The following is a 16392-nucleotide window of genomic DNA, read 5'->3' as shown; positions in this document are numbered from 1 at the left end:
GCCGTCAGGCGGCGATGAGCTCCCGCAGGTCGATGCCGTCGCGGTGCAGGGCGCGCAGGTCCTCGTGCAGGTCGGACGGCGGGACGACGAGCACGCCGCCCCGGGCGTGGTCGAGGCAGTAGCGGGCGACCGAACCGCGCATCAGGCGCCGCAGCCGTCCGCGCATCGAGCCGTGCTGCCCGGCGCTGATCACCAGCAGGTCACCGGGGCGGTCGGCCAGGGCGGTCAGCACCGGCCCGGCCTCGCCGCGCATGACCAGCGGCTGCACGGGCAGGCCGATCGGCAGGCCGCCGAAGGCCTGCCCGAGCGCGCCTTCCAGTCGGGCCTCGGCGGCGTCCTGCCAGGCGCGGAGCAGCGGCGGGCAGGGGCGGGCCCGGTAGCTGCGCTCGCCGCCGACCGGGGTCCAGGCCAGCACCGGGACCAGCAGGGCCCGGCGGGCCCGGGCCTCCTCCGCCGCCCGATGCAGGGCCGTGAGGCTGTGCAGTGAGCCGCTTACTCCGACGATGACGCGCGCGTCGCCCGACATGATCCTTCACTTTCCGATGCCAAACCGATTCAGTGTCTGCGATTAGGTTGCCACGGTCGCACCCCAGCCTGCAAATCAAAGGCATTCACTGAATACCGCCTTGAATCACTCGGCAATCGGATGACCACTCCTCAGCCTCCCGGACCAGCCCCCCGGGCCCCCGGCCCAGCCTCCCGGACCTCCTGGAAGAGCCCCCAGGTGAAGTCGGCCGTCCAGGAGCGCACCCGCCCGTCGGCGCCCGGCGCCTCGAAGTCCAGCCGGAAGCGGGTCGGCGCGCTCCCCTCGCGCGGCACCGCGCCGGGGAACGCCGTCCCCACGTCGTCCGCCACGCAACCCCACGGCTCCAGGTCGGCGGCGGTGCGCAGCCCGGGCGGCGGGGCGCCGTCCGCCCGGACCAGCCACTCGTTCAGCACCGGCGCGCCGATCTCCGCCGGGCCGAGCAGCACCTCGAAGCGCAGCTCCGGCCAGAGCGGCAGCGTCCACTGCCGCGCGGTGCAGGCGAGGTCCCCGATCCGGCGCGTCCGGCTCACCTCCGCCGGCCCGAGCACGGCGGTGCAGCGGGCGGCGCCGCGCGGGAACCGGGGTGCCCGGACCATCGCCTGCCAGCGTTTGTTCGCCTCCCGCATCGAGGCACGGGTGGCGCCGAGCCGCCGCACCGCCTCCTCGACCAGTTCCGGGTGGTAGTCGGCCATCCGACGCAGCAGGAAGAGCTGGAACTCGGTCACCCCGAACCCGTTGATCGCCATACCGGCAGGCTAGCGCCGGAGCACGGGTTCGAGCAGATGTTCGATTCACGGCGTAGGCTGGACCCATGCACGGCACCGTCCACCGCCAGCCCTCGCTGTTCGAAGAAGCCGCCGACCTCCGGCTCGGGCCGCTCGACGGCCTGCAGCGCCTGGTGCTCGGCGACGGCGCCTGGCTGGACGTGCTGCCCGGCTGGCTGCGCGGGGCGGACCAGCTGTTCGAACAGCTGGCCGCGACCGTGCCCTGGCGGGCCGAGCGGCGCGAGATGTACGAGCGGACGGTCGACGTCCCCCGGCTGCTCGCCTCGTACGGCGCCGACGCCGAACCGCCGCACCCCGTGCTCGGCGAGGCCCGTACGGCGCTCAGCCGGCACTACGCGCCCGAGCTCGGCGAACCCTTCCGCACCCTCGGGCTCTGCTACTACCGGGACGGCCGGGACAGCGTCGCCTGGCACGGCGACCGGATCGGGCGCGGCGCCCGCGAGGACACCATGGTGGCGATCCTGTCGGTCGGTGAACCGCGCGTCCTCGCCCTGCGGCCGCGCTTCGGCGGCGCGGCCGTCGTCCGGCGGCCGCTCGGCCACGGGGACCTCGTGGTGATGGGCGGCTCCTGCCAGCGCACCTGGGAACACGCGATCCCGAAGACGGCCCGCCCGGTCGGTCCCCGGATCAGCATCCAGTTCCGTCCGCGCGGGGTCGCCTGAACCGTCCGCTTGCCGCCCGCCCGCCGGGCACGGAGGCTGACGGATGGGGCCGGGCGGGCGAGGAGGCGGCATGCCGAAGGCGGGCAGGTACCACGAGGGCGTCCCCTGCTGGATCGTCCTGACCACCCCGGACCTCCCCCGGGCGGAACGCTTCTACGGTGCGCTGTTCGGCTGGGAGTTCGTCCCGACCGGGCCCGCCGAGGCGGTCGCCACCCGGTACGGCGCCCAGGTCGCGGCGATCACCTCCGCGCCGCAGGCCTCGGTCTCCACCCCCGCGTCGCGGTCCGCCACCTGGACCACCTGCCTCGCCGCCCGCGACCTGCCGCGCACCGCGGCCGCCGTCCGCGCCGCCGGCGGCCGGATCCTCCGCGAGCCGCACGAGGTGCCCGACCAGGGCCGGACCGCGCTCGCCGTCGACCCGCTCGGCGCGCCCTTCGGCCTCTGGCAGGGCGGCGGCGTCGACGGCGCCGCCCTGGTGAACGAACCCGGCACCCTCACGTGGAACGAGCACCTCTCGCCCGACCCGGACGCCGCCCGCGCCTTCTACCACCGGGTCTTCGGCTACGGCTACGACCGCCCCCGGGCGGGCCACACCCTCGCCCGGGCCGCCGGCCTGCCCGCGTGCAGCATCGGTCCCGCCGATCCGCCCGGAACCGCCCCCGGCTGGCGCGTCCACTTCGGGACGGCCGACACCGACCGCGCCACCGCCGCCCTGCGCAGCCTCGGCGGCACCGTCCGCACCGGCCCCGGGCCGACGCCCTTCGGCCGCGCGGCACTCGTCCGGGACGACGCCGGGGCGGAGTTCGTCCTGTTCGCCGTCCCGCCGCCCGGGGAGGAGGCGGAGGCCGCCTGAACCGACTGTCCGTCACAGCCGTTACGGTGGCTCCATGAGTTCCTTCCTGACCGCCTACCTGACCTGTGTCGAGGACAAGCACACCCTCGTCGGCTGTGCCGACGAGGGTGTGCTCGACGAGCTCCTCCGGTACTTCGACGCCACCCTGGACCGCGCCGACCGGGAGTTCGCCGACCAGATCGCGGACGGCGCCCCCACCGCTCGCGAGGCGCTGCGCGCGGTGGTGTACGGCGGACCGTTCGACGAGGAGTACGCCTTCCAGTACGGCTACGCCTACCAGCGCATGTGCCGGACGGACGCGACCGCGCTGGACAACCGCTCCTTCGGCCCGTTCCGCGGCCAGTGGCTGGATGAGGTCGACAAGGGCCTGCGCGCGTACGGCGTCACGGCCGTCTCGGTCTCGGACTTCCACTACGGCAGCGGCTTCCCGGCCGCCTTCCCCTACTGCGCCGAGCTGTCCTGCGGAGAGTGGTCGTCCGATCAGTGCGCGGAGGCGTTGCGGCAGTTCGAGCTGGCCGGATCCGAGGGCCGGGCCCCGGAGTTGGACCGCGAGGTGGCCGAGGCCGTCGACGAGGTCGCCGGATGGCTGCGCGCGGCACGGGAGTTCGAGGGCTACGGGGTCATCGGCTTCGTCTCCTGAGGCCTCCGGGCCGGCGGGCGTCAGTCCTTGACCGCGCCCGCCGGCCCGGACACCAGCTTCCGCTGCACCGCGATGAAGAACACCAGCACCTGGCACGGTCATTCGCGCGAACTGGGCTCCGGCCGACAGCCGTCCTGACGGCCCCTCGCCCGTGGAACGCGGACGGGGCCCGGCACCCGTGAAGGTACCGGACCCCGTCCGATCATGGAGCGCCAGGCCCGGGTCGCACGGACTCTCCCTACTGAAAGTAGGGCGTGCTCTGGTAGCACCGCTGACGCCTGACGAGGGATCGACTCCCTCGCGACACGAAGTACAGTACCAGTTCCGTGATCATCCACCGAATCGGAGGCGAACCCGGCATGACGAGCACCCGACCCGAGGCCGTTCCCTACGCGGACGGGCGGCTGCTGGACGTCCACCGGCCGACCGCCGCCACCGGGCCCGCCCCCGTCGTGCTGCTCTGGCACGGCTCCGGCCCCGACGAGCGCGACGTGCTGCACCCGCTCGCCCAGGAGGCCGCCGGGCTGGGCCTGTTGGTGTTCGTCCCCGACTGGCGCCCCGACCGGGAGGACGGCGGTCGCGCCGATCTGCTCGCCTCGCTCGCCTTCGCCCGCCGCAACGCCGCCGCGTACGGCGGGGATCCGGAGCGCTTCGTGCTGGCCGGCTGGTCGCTCGGCGGCCGGGAGGCCGTCGCGGTGGCCACCCACCCCGACACCCCGGACGACCTGCGCCCCACCGCCGCCGTCGGCATCGCCTCCGCGTACGGCCGCCCGGCCGCCACCACCGGCGACGTACCGCTCGACCACCTCACCGAGAGCCCCTCACCGGTCCCGGTCTGGCTGGTGCTCGGCACGGCGGACGAGGTGGTGCCGAATCGGCTCACCCACCAACTGCACGACGCCGTACCGGCGTCCGAACTCCTCGAACTCCCCACCGACCACGCCGGTGTGGTGATGACCACCTACAGCCCCGAGGCCAACCGTTGCCTGCCCGCCACCGACCTCGCCACCCTGGCCGCCGGCCGCCGGACCGCCGCCACCCTGGCCCGCGCGGCCGGGATCCTGCCGTAACGGGACGCCGCGGGCCGCACTGTCGCCGGCGGCCGAGGGCGAGACACTCCCGCCCCGGCCCGCCGCCGCTGGCCTCGCCGGCCAACGGCCGTGAACCGCGGGTCAGTTGCCCGCGACCAGCTCCCGGAACCCGTAGCCGCGCTGCAGGGCCTCCAGGTCCCGCTGGAGCGGCGGGCGCGGGACCGTGAGCACCGGGCAGGTGGCGTGCCGGACGCAGTAGGCGGTGATCGACGGCCGGATCAGCCGGGAGAGGCAGCTGCGCTCCCGGCCCGCGCCGAGCACCAGGACGTCTCCCGGCCGGTCCGCGCAGCGCACCAGCGCGTGGCCGGTCTCCCCGCGCACGGCCTGGCAGCGCAGCCGGGCTCCCACGAGGCCCCCGGCGAAGGCCTCGTCCAGCGCTTGCCGCAGCCGGGCGACGGCGGCGTCGCGACCGGCGCCGATCACCGGTGGGCCGACCACGCGGCGGTAGCCGAGCTCCTCCCCCGGCGGCGTCCAGCACAGCACCGCGAGCACCTCGACGTCCGTGCGCCGGGCCTCGGCCACCGCGTGGTGCAGGGCGGCGAGACTGCCGAGCGAGCCGCTGACACCGACCACGAACCGGCCCGCGTCCGCACCGGTGTCCCCACCCGCTTCCACACCCCTGTCCGTCATGGCCTGCCCTGCCTCTCCGCCCGCGTCACCGAACCGACCCGAGCCGTGTCGACCGAACCGACCCGAGTCGTGTCCCCCCAGCAAAGCCGCCGGTACCCGCGGCGCCCCGCCCGTTGACACGCCCCTGACGCGGCGCCCGGCGTTCCGTACGCGGCCCTGATGCCCATCGGGCGCGGGGCCGCCGAGCCCGTGCGCGTCAGGCCTCCGGCGCCTCCGCCTCCCACAGGTCGGCGAACATCCGGTCCAGGTGCTCCTCGCCGATCGGCGGGACCGGCAGCGGGTGGGTGGCCCGGGTGCGGAAGCCGTCCAGCAGCAGGGCGAGGTAGCGGCGCCAGAGGTCGGGGCGCAGCTCGGTGGCGGCGGGCAGGGCGCGGCAGAGCGGGCCGAGCAGGAACAGCAGGTCCATGGTGACCACGTCGCGCCGCATGCTGCCCTGTTCCTGGGCACGGGCGATCAGGGCGCCGACGGTGGCGGCGTGCCCGCGGCTGATCTCGATCATGCCGGGGATGGTCGGGATGGCCTGGGTGACCAGGTCGTTGATGCCCCGGTCGGCCGCGACGAGTTCGAAGATCCGCTCGAAGTAGCGTTCCAGGCCGGTCCAGGCGTCCTCGGCGGCGAGCGCCTCCCGCCCGGCCGCGGCCAGTCCGGCTCCGGCGTCCGCGAAGACCTCGGCGATCAGCGCCTCGCGGGTCGGGAAGTTCCGGTAGAGGGTGGCGTTGCCGACGCCCGCCTCCTTGGCGATCTGGTCCAGCGGGACGTCGAGGCCGTGCCGGGAGAACATCTCGCGGGCGGCGGCCAGCAGCAGGTCCCGGTTGCGCTGCGCGTCGCGCCGGAGCCGTCCCGGGGGGTTCGCGCTGCTCTGTGCCATGCGCAGACCCTAGCAACCGCGCGGCCGCAGGGGCCGTCGGCTCGACGGCCCGGCCGGCAACTACCCTACGGGCAAAGATCCACCAGCGACGATCAGGAGCGGTCCGGAGCGGCCGCGGGGTACGGGGGCGGCATGGCCACGGTGACGGAGTTGCGGTACTACCCGGTGAAGGGCTGTGCCGGAGTGCGGGTCGAGCAGGCGGAGTTGACCCCGGCGGGGCTGGCCCACGACCGGGCGTTCATGGTGGTGGACGAGCGGGGCGTGTTCCGTTCCCAGCGGCGGGACGCGCTGCTGGCCACCGTCCGCCCGACGGTGGAGCCGGACGACCGGCTGACCCTCGCCGCCCCCCGGGGTGGAGCCGGTGGCGTTCCCGGTGGACACCGTGGGTCCGCGCCACAAGGTGGAGTTGTTCGGCGCGCCCTTCCTCGCGGTGGACCAGGGGGACGAGGCGGCCGACTGGCTCTCCCGGGTGCTGGGCGTACCCAGCCGACTGGTCCGGGTGCCGCCGGAGCACGACCGGGTGACCGACGGGCTGAACCCGGGGACGTCCGGCTTCGCCGACAGCAGCGCGGTGCACCTGCTGTCCCGCTCCAGCCTGGACGACTTCAACGCCCGCACCGGCGGGGCCCCGCTGCCGGTGGAGCGGTTCCGGCCCAATCTGGTGGTGGACGGCTGGCCGGAGCCGTACACCGAGGACCTGCTGCGCCGGTTCAGCGTCGGCGGCGCCGAGTTGGGCTACACGAAGCTGGCGATCCGCTGCTCGGTGACGCTGGTGGACCAGTCCACCGGCGGCAAGGCCGGCCCGGAGCCGCTGCGCACGCTGGCCCGCTACCGCCGGGCGGCGGCCGGCGGGGTCGCGTTCGGCAGCAAGTTCTCGGTGCTGCGCCCCGGCACGCTGCGGGTCGGGGACGAGCTGACGGTGAGCGAGTGGGGGCCGTCCGAGCTGTAGGCCCGTCGTCGACGGACCGCGCGCAGCGCCCGTGGCCCCGGCGGGCGTCCCCGCCGGGGCCACGGGCGCGCCGGCGGGTGTCAGCAGGTCTGGTCGATCAGGGAGAACGTGGCGTAGTGGTCGCCGGTGTAGTAGTCCTCCTGGGAGGCCTCGCCGGTGATGATCCGACGGGTACCGCGGGTCCGGGCGCCCGGGGTGATGACGGTGTACTCGTGGTAGTACCCGTACGACTGGCTGGGCAGGACGTTCTCTCTGTTCTGGAAGACGACGCCGTCCTGCGAGTACGGGAACGGACCGTCCGAGGCGATCAGGTTCAGGGTGTCGGTGGCCTCCGGCGGAAGCGCGGACAGACACACCGTGCCGCTCACGTCGGCGTGCGCCTCGGTGGCGACGGCAACGGGGGCGAGGGTCATCAGGGCGACGGCGGTGATGGCGGCAGCGCGGGTCTTCCACGCGCGTAGAGTGCGGGTCATGCCCCCAGTGTGTCGAGCCACCGACAACTCCGAAAGGCCTCGGCGGAGTTTTTACCGGCGGGTAACTCCCGCTTCTCATAAGCGACTTGAGCCGTACGTCGCCATCCGGTGACGCACCGTCGGGGCCGCCCACGAACCGCCCGCGCCGCCCTTGGGTCGACCGTCGTCGAACAACCGCACGTGCCGCTGTCGGGCTGCTCACACCTTCACAGCACTCCCACAACGGCCCGCCCGCGCCGCATAGAGTGACGGATCGTGTCGGACCGGAACGATCTCTGACGGGGTGGACATGGGTACGGGCGCCAGTACGGGCAGCGGTACGGGTAGGGGTACAGGTAGCGGTACGGGTAGGGGTACAGGTAGCGGTACGGGTAGCGGTTCGACCGTCGGCAAGGGCACGGCGCTGAGCGCCCGCCAGCTGATCGGGCTGCTGGTCGACGCCGGCGGCTTCCACAGCTGGGACGACCCGACCACCGCGCTGACATCCGCGCCCACGGCCGCGCCCACGCCCACGCCGCTCACCTCGGCGCCCACGTCCTCGCCCACGTCCGCGCCGCTCACCTCGGCGCCCGCCGATCCCGGCTACCGCGCCTCGCTCGACCGGGCCCGCCAGCGCACCGGCCTGGACGAGGCCGTGCTCACCGGCCTCGGCCTGGTCGACGGACGGCCGGTCGCCCTGATCGCCTCCGAGTTCGGCTTCCTCGGCGGCTCGATCGGCGTCGCCACCGCCGAGCGGATCACCCGGGCCGTCGAGCGCGCCACCGCCGAGCGGCTCCCGCTGCTCGCCCTGCCGGTCTCCGGCGGCACCAGGATGCAGGAGGGCTCGGCCGCCTTCCTCTGCATGCTCCGCATCACCGCCGCCGTCCTGGCCCACCGCGCGGCCGGCCTCCCCTACCTCACCTACCTGCGCAACCCGACCATGGGCGGCGTCTTCGCCTCCTGGGGCACCCTCGGCCAGCTGGTCTTCGCCGAGCCGGGCGCCCGGCTCGGCTTCCTCGGCCCGCGGGTGTACGAGGAGCTGCGCGGCGTGGAGCTCCCGGCGGACGTCCAGCTGGCCGAAACGCTGGCCGGGCGCGGACTGGTGGACGCCGTGGTGCCGCCGCAGGAGTTGCGCGAACTCCTCCGCCGCACGCTCGCCGTCCTCGGCACGACACCTCCCCCTTACCGGGGTACGACGCCTCCCCCTTATAGGGGTGCGGCTCCGTCCGTACACAGCGGTCCGGCCCGGTCCGACCACCCCGTCGAACCGCCCGCCCCGCACCCCGACGCCTGGGACTCCGTCCGCCGCACCCGCCGCCCCGACCGCCCCGGCACCCGTGAGCTGCTGCGCCGCACCGCCGAGGAGCTGGTGCTGCTGGACGCGCCCGGCGGCCGCGAGGGCGCACTGGTCCGGGCGCTCGCCGTGCTCGGCGGCCGGCCCGTCCTGGTGGTCGGCCAGCAGCGGCGGACCCCGGACCACGAGCGACCCTTCACCGCCGCCGACCTGCGGGCCGTCCGGCACACCGCACGCCTGGCCGAGCAACTGGGCCTGCCGCTGGTCACCGTGGTGGACACCGCAGGGGCCGAGCTGTCCGCGCGGGCCGAGCTGGACGGGATCGCGGTGGAGATCGCGCACTGCCTGACCACCCTGCTCGCGGTGCGCACGCCCGTCCTCGCCGTCCTGCTCGGCCAGGGCTCCGGGGGCGGCGCACTGGCGCTGCTGCCCGCCGACCGGGTGCTCGCCGCCGGGCACGCCTGGCTGGCGCCGCTGCCGCCGGAAGGCGCCTCGGCGATCGTGCACCGGGACGGCGCGCACGCCGCCGAGCTGGCCCGGGCCCAGGGCATCGGCGCCCACGACCTGGCGCGGGTCGGGCTGGTGGACGAGGTGGTCCCGGAGCTGCCGGACGCCGCCGAGGAGCCGGAGACGTTCTGCGCACGCCTGGGAGCCGCGCTCGCAGCGACCCTCGGTGAGCTTTCGGCCACCGGTGAGACGGACCGGCTCGCCGCCCGGGCACTCCGGCACCGGCGCCTCGGCGACCTCCGATGACCGTGGGTGAGCGGGAACGGCCGGGCCGTGAGCGGATCCTGTGGCGCCGGACACAGATCGTCAGTACCCAAAGTACTGTCACCGGATCGTCCGGTGACCAGCCCGGCTCCCAAACGGTGAGTGCGCTCACAGCGGATTCGCGGATACGACGAGCTGTAGTGATGGGATCAGGGCTGTCACCGGACCTGCGGACACCCTGCCCCGATCCCGGCGTTTCCCCAGGTCAGAGGCCGTAACCGAGCCCCGGCCGAGCACTCCTTCGTTTCCAAGGTCACCGTGGTGCCTACGACGCCGCGTCGTAGCAAGGGGGTCTTGGCGGGGGCCGATCCGGTCTGGCAACAATGGCTCTCGTCGTCAGCCGCACCGGCTCCTGTCCCGCCGGTGAACGGCTTACCGCCGAGTCACGCTCCACAACCGCAACGGCCCCTGTCCGGCCCGTGGTCCTGGGTGGGGCGCGACTCGGCCCAACCCGATTGAGGTCCTGTCCTACATGCCCGCTTTCAAGCTCCGTATGCGCACTTCCGCCGCGATTCTTGCCGGCGCCGCTGGTCTGACCGCCCTCGGCGCGGGCGTCCTGCCCGCCACCGCCAACGCCGCCACCGCCTCCCCGCAGGCCATCGCGGCCCAGATCGTCCCGGCGAACCAGCTGGCCTCGTTCAGCCAGATCATCTCGCACGAGTCCGGCTGGAACGTGACCGCGACCAACCCGAGCTCGGGCTCCTACGGGCTGGGCCAGGCGCTGCCGGCCTCCAAGATGGCCTCGGCCGGCCCGGACTGGAAGACCAACCCGGCCACCCAGATCAAGTGGGCGCTGGACTACATGAACACCCGCTACGGCAGCCCGAACGCCGCCTGGGCCTTCTGGCAGACCCACCACTGGTACTGAGCCGACCGACCACCGGCGTACCGAGTTCCACCCGTCGCCTGACCATTTCCCCCTCACCCCGGGGGTCGGACAGGGACCACCGGGGTGACCCGTACAGGGCCCGGGCCCGCGCGAACCGCGTGGCCCGGGCCCTGTCGTGGTTCCCGCCCCGGCGCCACCGTGCGCGGCACCGCCGCCCCGGCAGCCCGTCCGCCGGTTCCTCCGCGGTTCAGAGCTTCTCGGTGAGCCCCAGCAGCTCCCGCATCCGCGCGTACTTGGCGACCAGCCGCTCGGCGGTCGGCCGGTCCAGCGCGGCCAGCCGGGCCGGGTCGGAGTTGTGCGCCAGGTCGGCGCGTTTGACCAGCAGCGCGCCGGGCGTGGCCAGGATGCGCGCGGTGTACGCCTCGACCGGCTCCTCCGGCCGCCGGGTGAGCGCGTCGACGATCGCCTTGGTCTCCTCCGGTAGCGCGGCCCGCGCCAGCCACTCCCGGCTCAGCCGCCCGTCCTCGACGGTGTCGTGCAGCCACCCCGCCGCGATCTGCGCCTCACTGCCGCCGCGGGCCGCCGTCCCGCCCGCAACCGCGGCGATGTGCTCTCCGTACGGGTGGCCGTTCTTGTCCACCTGCCCCTCGTGGGCACGGCGCGCGATGGTCTCCACCTCGGACAGGCTCAGGTACTGGTCCTCCATCGGCTCATCGTAGGCCCCGCCCGCCGGACCGCTCTCCGGCGCCCCTTGATCAACTCGTCGAAGGCCACTGGTTTACTGCCTCAGGGGTTTTCGGCGGTCTCGCTGGTCCGGGGCCCTCGGGCGGGGCGACACCCGCCCACCCGGCAGACCCGTACGAGCGATCCGAGGAACGATGCCCGCCCTCCACCCGCTGCTGTCCGCCTTCGCCCCGATCTGGGCCCTCACGGCGGTCGGCTACCTCGTCGCCCGCGCCGGGCTGATCGGACCGCAGGCGGAGATGGTGCTGACCCGCTACGTCTTCCACGTCGCCATGCCGGCCGCCCTCTTCCTGATGATCGCCCGCACCCCGCTCGGCCACTTCGCCAACCCGTCGATGCTCGCCTTCGTGGCCGGTGCCGCCGCCGCGACCGGCCTCGGACTGCTCGCCGGGCGCATGCTCTTCCAGCGCAAGCGCGGCGAACTGGCGATCGGCGCGATGGCCGCCGGCTACGTCAACTCCGCCAACCTCGGCATCCCGGTGACCGTGCAGGTCGTCGGCGACGCCTCGTTCGTCGGACCGGTGATCCTCTTCCAGATCCTGCTGGTCACCCCGGCCGTCCTGGCCGTCCTGGACAGCGGCGCGGCCGGCCGCCGGGCCCTGGTCACCCTGCCGCTGCGCAACCCGGTCCTGCTCGCCACCGCGCTCGGCGCCGCCACCTCCGCGACCGGGCTGCGGCTGCCCGCCGAGCTCCACCACTCCGCCGAACTGCTCGGCGGCGCCGGAGTGCCGACCGCCCTGGTCGCCCTCGGCATGTCGCTGCACAACCGACCGCCGGCCGACGGCCTCTCCCGCCGTGCCGAGGTGGGGGTGGCCGTCGCGATCAAGACCCTGGTCCAGCCGCTGGTCACCCTGGTCGTGGCCGGCCCGGTGCTCCACCTGCCCACCCACCAGTTGCTCACCGTGGTGCTCTTCTCCGCCCTGCCGACGGCGCAGAACGTCTACACCTACGCCCGCGAGTACGGGCAGGGCACCGACCTCGCCCGGGACACGGTGCTCTGGTCGACGCTGGTGTCGATGGTGACCCTGTCCGTGATCGCCTGGACCCTCGGGCCCGCATAACCTCCGCGTTCCCGCCCCCTCGCTCCTGCCCCTCGCCCCTGCGCTGCTCACTCCTGCTCGGCTCCCTCCTGCCCTGCTCACTCCTGCCGGGCGGCGGCCACCACGGAGGTCATCGCCTCCAGGAAGCGTCGGGCCGTCGCCAGCTCGGCCGGGTCGAACCGGCCCATCGCGGCGACCAGGTCCCCGATCAGCCCGCCGAAGAAGCCCTGCCCCAGCTCCATCGCCCGCTCCTCCACCAGCAGCCGGACCTTGCGCCGGTCCCCCGGATCGCGCTCCCGGCGGATCAGCCCCAGCCGCTCCAGGCGGTCCACCAGACCGGTGGTACCCGCCGAGTTCAGCCGCAGCGCCTCGCCGAGCCGGCCCGGAGTGACCACCTCCCCGACCCGGGCGGCGTCCAGGAGGTGGATCAGCGCCCGCAGGTCGGTCGGGTGCAGACCGCTACGGGCCGCGAACTCGGCCCCGAACAGGTCGAGTTCGACCGTCAGACCGCGCAGCAGGTGGACCAGCCGCATCGGCTCCTCAACCTCGGACACCCTCTCGTCCTTCCTCGGGCACGCGCGTGCCACTATTCTCTCGTTCAGCGAGATACTTGGTCAACGAGTCATTCAGCGACCGACCCAGCACGTGGTCCGGCGCGTCGACCGCACGCGATCACACCACACCGCGGAGGCCCATCATGTCCGCCCGCACCGCCCCGTCCCACCCGTCGCGCCTCGCGCCCTTCCTCGCCGCCTACGACGCGCTGCTCGCCCGCTGGCCCGTCCCGGTCGAGCCGCTCACCGTCCGCACCGCCCACGGCACCACCCGGATCAACGCCTGCGGACCCGCCGACGGCCACCCCCTCGTCCTGCTCCACGGCGGCGGCGCCACCTCCACCATGTGGTACGCCAACGCCGGCGCCCTGGCCGAGGCCGGCCACCGCGTCCTCGCCGTCGACCTCATCGGCGACCCCGGACGCAGCGTCCACGACGGCAGCCCGCTCGGCGACGTCCCCGGCCTGCTCAGCTGGCTCGACGCCGTGCTCGACCAACTGGACGTCCGCACCGCCGACTTCTGCGGCCACTCGTACGGCGGCTGGATCGCCCTCGAATACACCCTGCACGCGCCCACCCGGGTCAGCCGCCTCGCCCTGCTCGACCCCACCCTCTGCTTCGCCGGCTACCGCCCTGGCTACCTCCTCCGCGCCCTCCCCCTCTTCCTCCCCCACCGCACCCCGGCCCGCGCCCGCAACTACCTCGACTGGGAAGCCGTCGGCGTCGCCCGCACCGACCCCGACTGGCGCGAGCTCTACGCCCTCGGCTACGCCGACTTCCCCGCCTCCCCCGTCATCACCGGGCCCCGCCCCACCCCCGCCCGGCTCCGCACCCTCACCACTCCCCTCCTCGCCCTCTACGCCGAACACTCCCGCGCCCACGACCCCCACCGCACCGCCGCCACCACCCGCCACACCCTCCCCCACGCCACCGTCACCACGATCCCGGGCGCCTCCCACCACAACCTCCCCATGACCGCCGCCTCCCAGGTCAACCACCACCTCCTCAACTTCCTCCCACCGCCCCACCCCTGACCCCCCACCCCAACCACACGCGCTCACACCCCCGAGCCCGCGCCATCGCGTGAGAAGTCGAACCGGCCGACTTCTCACGCGAAGCCCCCACGAGGCCCGGCTCGACCTCGAACACCACCAGGGCCGTTCCCCGGCCGAGTGACGGTCCGCGCCCTCGCACGCATCCTCGCCCTGACCAGCGCGATCAGACACAACGACCACACCGGCCCGCCCGTCATGCTCTCGTTGCCCGCCGACCACCACTCGTCGTCTCCAAAACCGCCCGGCAATAGACGGTGGCGAGATCGTCCGTACAGCAGACCGGTTCTCCACGCTCAGTGATCACCAGGGAGGGCCGTGCCCGCGCTGCCATCTTGCGTGCGGCCTTTTCAATGGGCGTTCTTCATCTTGACCACCGCCGATGCCAGACCGACTGCAACCTCACTGTTTGCGGCGTGATACTCATGCGGTCGTGAGAGTCTTCAGGCCGCGTGTGGCAGCGACAGTGCTGGCGTTCGAGGCGCTCGCCGGCTCATTGGTGCAGGTGGGTTTCGCACTTTTCGCCGTTCTTGACTGTGACCATCCCTGGGAGGATCAGCAACCCACCTGCGTCGCGGCAGGGCTGGACCTCGGCCTCTGGATCCTGGTCGCCGCGTGCAACCTCCTCGTCGCGCTGCTCTGGTTCCGCTACGACCGCGCGCCGCGCCGCAGGGTTCGGGTGCTGATGGCGTGGGTGGTCCTCGTCCAGATCGCGGTGGTCCGGGCGCTGTTGGACCCGGCGGCGCAGCCCGTCGGCGCCGAGTGGATCGAAGGAGCGGCCATCCTCGCGGGATGCGCCTACATTACGACGACGGCAATGCTCACGATGCTGCGTCCTCCCCGTCGCGGACAGCCCACATGGTGAGCACGGCTCACCGGACCGGCGTGTGTGTTGATTAGCGGGCGGAGCGCAGTCGCCGGACCTACCGGGTGACGGCCGATCTGATCAACCCGCAGTAGGCCACCTGGCCGCCGCACTCGTCACCCTCCGCAAACCGATCCGCCGCACCACCACCCGCTACCGGTGGGATGGCCGCCCCACCACACGCCTCCCCAAGTGATCCATGTGCCGGTCGGGGGTCGGTCCAACGACTCGGTCCGCGACAGCGGGGCCGCGGCTTTCGGGAGCTTGTAGAGGCCCGGTCAGAACGTGAGTTTTGGCAGGAGTGAGAGCGCTGACGGGGTCGTGCGATCGTGGGTGCCGTGAATGAACCGGTGGAGCGCGTAGATGATCAGGATCGGGTGCTGGCGGTGGTGGACCGCAGTGAGGCCATCCGTCGAGGCTGGCTGCACCGCATCGCGACGACGGTCTGCCGCGATCAGCAGGGGCGGGTGTTGGTCTATCGGCGGCCCGAAAACCTGTCCCGGTTCCCCGGCCACCACGAGGTGATGTTCGGTGGGGCTGTAGATGTAGGCGAGTCCTATGAGCAGGCGGCGGCCAGGGAGTTGGCTGAGGAACTGGGCATTCATGTACCTGTGCGCTTCTTGTTCAAGTTCCTGTGCCGGGGGGCGATCAGCCCGTACTGGCTCGGCGTGCATGAGGCCGTGATCACGGGCGAGGTGACGCCTGACCCGGGAGAGGTTGCCTGGCACGGTTGGCTGACAGAGACGGAGGTGCAGGAGGCCGTGCGGCAGTGGCGCTTCATTCCGGACGGGCAGGAGGCGTTCGATCGCTATCTCACGCGTCGCCACGACCTGCCCGCGATAGGGCCGTGACGCGAGACAGGCCGCACGGTTTAGGCAAGTTGTGACGCAAGCCTTGGCCCGTGCGGCCTTGTCCCATCCTGCCCTCTGCGGCCTGTCCCGTGCACATCTCGGCGGTTTGATCGAAGAGTTGGCCAATCCGTGGCTCGCTCGATGCGAGTCCGCGCTGCGCGAGCGGCGCGGTGCCGAGCGGCAGCAGCAGCCCGGTGCCGGGCCGAAGCACGACCTGGTCTTCACCGACCGCGTGCTGGTCGCTTTGGCCTGGCCAACGAGTTCCCCGAGCAGGTCAGCGCGCCGCCGAAGAAGCCGAAAGAGGACACGCCCGTCGGCGAGCAGTACGTGGCGAGAAGCGCGCCGACGGCAGTCCTCGGCCCGGATCTGCGTCGAACACACCAACGCCGAGCTGAGGCAGTGGCGCCCGCTCCAGCGTTACACCGGTCGGCGCGAGGGCTACGCCGAGACGCACCGCGCGATCGCCTCGCTGGTCTCGGACCGCTCCGCCCGCCGGGCGACCCGCCGCAAGCCGAGACCGAACTGGTGCTCGCCCGGCAGAGCGCCTGCTGATCAACCACCAGCCGACCCGCCAGGCCGACATGTCCCGACCTCAATCGCGGACCGAGTCGTAAGTCTGAAAAGAGCTTGCCGTTGAGGGGCTGTCCCGGTTCGAACAGCCCCTCAACGGCAATGTGGTTGGCAGGGTGATGGTTCGGGTGTGGCCGGTGCGGATGAGCCCGAGGCCGGTTACCGCGCACATCACGTACGCGGTCTCGGCCGCCCGGGGTGGGCGGCGCGACACCCGAGTGCGGTTCGGGCGTCGGTGGGCATTCCACGGCCACCTGACCGGTCGGCCCACCGTGGCCTTCGGGACGCGGGCCGCGGAGGGTGTTCGGCTCACCGTGCGCTGTTCGCCTTGGAGGTGCTTCTGGTGCCGGTACACGGGTGCCGGGC

17 protein-coding genes and 3 pseudogenes are annotated in these 16392 nt (G+C 73.4%); 13 read left to right on the top strand and 7 right to left on the bottom strand.

From position 1 onward, the window contains the following. Nucleotides 1–4 precede the first annotated feature (4 nt). Nucleotides 5–526, bottom strand: coding sequence for a universal stress protein (locus ACZ6Z8_RS20785; RefSeq protein ID WP_465611508.1), 522 nt, complete (start codon nucleotides 524–526; stop codon nucleotides 5–7). A 131-nt stretch (nucleotides 527–657) separates the two neighbouring features. Continuing rightward, nucleotides 658–1272 carry a hypothetical protein gene (locus tag ACZ6Z8_RS20780; protein WP_465611507.1) on the bottom strand — a complete coding sequence of 205 codons (615 nt, stop codon included), beginning with the start codon at nucleotides 1270–1272 and terminating at the stop codon, nucleotides 658–660. A gap of 65 nt (nucleotides 1273–1337) precedes the next feature. On the opposite strand from ACZ6Z8_RS20780, the gene ACZ6Z8_RS20775 reads away from it, so the two are divergent. The 4 genes from ACZ6Z8_RS20775 (at nucleotide 1338) to ACZ6Z8_RS20760 (ending at nucleotide 4536) form a co-directional block, all read left to right on the top strand. After that, nucleotides 1338–1973, top strand: coding sequence for an alpha-ketoglutarate-dependent dioxygenase AlkB (locus ACZ6Z8_RS20775; protein ID WP_465611506.1), 636 nt, complete (start codon nucleotides 1338–1340; stop codon nucleotides 1971–1973). 70 nt (nucleotides 1974–2043) lie between these two features. Next, nucleotides 2044–2826 carry a VOC family protein gene (locus ACZ6Z8_RS20770; protein WP_465611505.1) on the top strand — a complete coding sequence of 261 codons (783 nt, stop codon included), beginning with the start codon at nucleotides 2044–2046 and terminating at the stop codon, nucleotides 2824–2826. 34 nt (nucleotides 2827–2860) lie between these two features. Continuing rightward, nucleotides 2861–3466 (top strand): DUF7691 family protein, encoded by a 606-nt coding sequence (locus ACZ6Z8_RS20765; protein ID WP_465611504.1) that lies wholly within the window; start codon nucleotides 2861–2863, stop codon nucleotides 3464–3466. A 359-nt stretch (nucleotides 3467–3825) separates the two neighbouring features. Then, nucleotides 3826–4536: an alpha/beta hydrolase gene (locus tag ACZ6Z8_RS20760; protein WP_465611503.1), complete on the top strand. Its 711-nt coding sequence runs from the start codon at nucleotides 3826–3828 to the stop codon at nucleotides 4534–4536. Nucleotides 4537–4638: 102 nt separating this feature from the next. On the opposite strand, the gene ACZ6Z8_RS20755 is transcribed toward ACZ6Z8_RS20760, so the two are convergent. Next, nucleotides 4639–5187: a universal stress protein gene (locus ACZ6Z8_RS20755; RefSeq protein WP_465611502.1), complete on the bottom strand. Its 549-nt coding sequence runs from the start codon at nucleotides 5185–5187 to the stop codon at nucleotides 4639–4641. A gap of 196 nt (nucleotides 5188–5383) precedes the next feature. After that, nucleotides 5384–6055: a TetR/AcrR family transcriptional regulator gene (locus ACZ6Z8_RS20750; RefSeq protein WP_465611501.1), complete on the bottom strand. Its 672-nt coding sequence runs from the start codon at nucleotides 6053–6055 to the stop codon at nucleotides 5384–5386. Between the two features lie 132 nt (nucleotides 6056–6187). Here ACZ6Z8_RS20750 and ACZ6Z8_RS20745 point away from each other — a divergent pair. Then, nucleotides 6188–7004: pseudogene (locus ACZ6Z8_RS20745) on the top strand (MOSC domain-containing protein). Between the two features lie 80 nt (nucleotides 7005–7084). On the opposite strand, the gene ACZ6Z8_RS20740 reads toward ACZ6Z8_RS20745, so the two are convergent. Beyond that, entirely contained in the window at nucleotides 7085–7477 is a 393-nt protein-coding gene (locus tag ACZ6Z8_RS20740; RefSeq protein WP_402826196.1) for a ribonuclease, read from the bottom strand. A gap of 289 nt (nucleotides 7478–7766) precedes the next feature. Here ACZ6Z8_RS20740 and ACZ6Z8_RS20735 point away from each other — a divergent pair, with 289 nt between their 5' ends. Together ACZ6Z8_RS20735 and ACZ6Z8_RS20730 are read left to right on the top strand one after the other, a co-directional pair. Further along, a complete protein-coding gene (locus ACZ6Z8_RS20735) occupies nucleotides 7767–9503 on the top strand; it encodes a carboxyl transferase domain-containing protein (protein ID WP_465611687.1) in 1737 nt (578 codons plus the stop codon). 511 nt (nucleotides 9504–10014) lie between these two features. After that, complete coding sequence (locus tag ACZ6Z8_RS20730; RefSeq protein WP_402826193.1) at nucleotides 10015–10389, top strand: aggregation-promoting factor C-terminal-like domain-containing protein; 375 nt, start codon at nucleotides 10015–10017, stop codon at nucleotides 10387–10389. Nucleotides 10390–10597: 208 nt separating this feature from the next. On the opposite strand, the gene ACZ6Z8_RS20725 is transcribed toward ACZ6Z8_RS20730, so the two are convergent. Further along, nucleotides 10598–11056: an HD domain-containing protein gene (locus tag ACZ6Z8_RS20725; RefSeq protein ID WP_465611500.1), complete on the bottom strand. Its 459-nt coding sequence runs from the start codon at nucleotides 11054–11056 to the stop codon at nucleotides 10598–10600. A 172-nt stretch (nucleotides 11057–11228) separates the two neighbouring features. Here ACZ6Z8_RS20725 and ACZ6Z8_RS20720 point away from each other — a divergent pair, with 172 nt between their 5' ends. Next, nucleotides 11229–12155 carry an AEC family transporter gene (locus ACZ6Z8_RS20720; protein ID WP_465611499.1) on the top strand — a complete coding sequence of 309 codons (927 nt, stop codon included), beginning with the start codon at nucleotides 11229–11231 and terminating at the stop codon, nucleotides 12153–12155. A gap of 77 nt (nucleotides 12156–12232) precedes the next feature. Here ACZ6Z8_RS20720 and ACZ6Z8_RS20715 read toward each other — a convergent pair whose 3' ends face one another. Next, the gene (locus ACZ6Z8_RS20715; protein WP_465611686.1) at nucleotides 12233–12667 is read right to left on the bottom strand and encodes a MarR family winged helix-turn-helix transcriptional regulator; all 435 of its coding nucleotides are present in this window, start codon (nucleotides 12665–12667) and stop codon (nucleotides 12233–12235) included. Nucleotides 12668–12831: 164 nt separating this feature from the next. Here ACZ6Z8_RS20715 and ACZ6Z8_RS20710 point away from each other — a divergent pair, with 164 nt between their 5' ends. The 5 genes and pseudogenes from ACZ6Z8_RS20710 (at nucleotide 12832) to ACZ6Z8_RS20690 (ending at nucleotide 15456) form a co-directional block, all read left to right on the top strand. After that, the gene (locus tag ACZ6Z8_RS20710; RefSeq protein ID WP_465611498.1) at nucleotides 12832–13722 is read left to right on the top strand and encodes an alpha/beta fold hydrolase; all 891 of its coding nucleotides are present in this window, start codon (nucleotides 12832–12834) and stop codon (nucleotides 13720–13722) included. Nucleotides 13723–13813: 91 nt separating this feature from the next. Then, nucleotides 13814–13965 (top strand): annotated as a pseudogene (locus tag ACZ6Z8_RS20705) (IS982 family transposase); the annotation flags it as partial. A 229-nt stretch (nucleotides 13966–14194) separates the two neighbouring features. Beyond that, nucleotides 14195–14605 (top strand): hypothetical protein, encoded by a 411-nt coding sequence (locus tag ACZ6Z8_RS20700; protein WP_465611497.1) that lies wholly within the window; start codon nucleotides 14195–14197, stop codon nucleotides 14603–14605. Between the two features lie 97 nt (nucleotides 14606–14702). Further along, nucleotides 14703–14801, top strand: a pseudogene (locus tag ACZ6Z8_RS20695) (IS5/IS1182 family transposase); the annotation flags it as partial. Between the two features lie 142 nt (nucleotides 14802–14943). Continuing rightward, complete coding sequence (locus ACZ6Z8_RS20690; RefSeq protein ID WP_465611496.1) at nucleotides 14944–15456, top strand: NUDIX hydrolase; 513 nt, start codon at nucleotides 14944–14946, stop codon at nucleotides 15454–15456. The last annotated feature ends 936 nt before the right edge of the window (nucleotides 15457–16392 follow it).

It is taken from the genome of Kitasatospora sp. NPDC101108, from assembly GCF_055584725.1.
Note: the sequence above shows the minus strand (reverse complement) of the source record. Positions and strands in the feature narration are given on the sequence as shown.

Bases quoted from the DNA above. Each gene is read 5' to 3' on its own strand.
- ACZ6Z8_RS20785 (WP_465611508.1), bottom strand. From the start codon at position 526: ATGTCGGGCGACGCGCGCGTCATCGTCGGAGTAAGCGGCTCACTGCAC.
- ACZ6Z8_RS20780 (WP_465611507.1), bottom strand. From the start codon at position 1,272: ATGGCGATCAACGGGTTCGGGGTGACCGAGTTCCAGCTCTTCCTGCTG.
- ACZ6Z8_RS20775 (WP_465611506.1), top strand. From the start codon at position 1,338: ATGCACGGCACCGTCCACCGCCAGCCCTCGCTGTTCGAAGAAGCCGCC.
- ACZ6Z8_RS20770 (WP_465611505.1), top strand. From the start codon at position 2,044: ATGCCGAAGGCGGGCAGGTACCACGAGGGCGTCCCCTGCTGGATCGTC.
- ACZ6Z8_RS20765 (WP_465611504.1), top strand. From the start codon at position 2,861: ATGAGTTCCTTCCTGACCGCCTACCTGACCTGTGTCGAGGACAAGCAC.
- ACZ6Z8_RS20760 (WP_465611503.1), top strand. From the start codon at position 3,826: ATGACGAGCACCCGACCCGAGGCCGTTCCCTACGCGGACGGGCGGCTG.
- ACZ6Z8_RS20755 (WP_465611502.1), bottom strand. From the start codon at position 5,187: ATGACGGACAGGGGTGTGGAAGCGGGTGGGGACACCGGTGCGGACGCG.
- ACZ6Z8_RS20750 (WP_465611501.1), bottom strand. From the start codon at position 6,055: ATGGCACAGAGCAGCGCGAACCCCCCGGGACGGCTCCGGCGCGACGCG.
- ACZ6Z8_RS20740 (WP_402826196.1), bottom strand. From the start codon at position 7,477: ATGACCCGCACTCTACGCGCGTGGAAGACCCGCGCTGCCGCCATCACC.
- ACZ6Z8_RS20735 (WP_465611687.1), top strand. From the start codon at position 7,767: ATGGGTACGGGCGCCAGTACGGGCAGCGGTACGGGTAGGGGTACAGGT.
- ACZ6Z8_RS20730 (WP_402826193.1), top strand. From the start codon at position 10,015: ATGCGCACTTCCGCCGCGATTCTTGCCGGCGCCGCTGGTCTGACCGCC.
- ACZ6Z8_RS20725 (WP_465611500.1), bottom strand. From the start codon at position 11,056: ATGGAGGACCAGTACCTGAGCCTGTCCGAGGTGGAGACCATCGCGCGC.
- ACZ6Z8_RS20720 (WP_465611499.1), top strand. From the start codon at position 11,229: ATGCCCGCCCTCCACCCGCTGCTGTCCGCCTTCGCCCCGATCTGGGCC.
- ACZ6Z8_RS20715 (WP_465611686.1), bottom strand. From the start codon at position 12,667: ATGCGGCTGGTCCACCTGCTGCGCGGTCTGACGGTCGAACTCGACCTG.
- ACZ6Z8_RS20710 (WP_465611498.1), top strand. From the start codon at position 12,832: ATGTCCGCCCGCACCGCCCCGTCCCACCCGTCGCGCCTCGCGCCCTTC.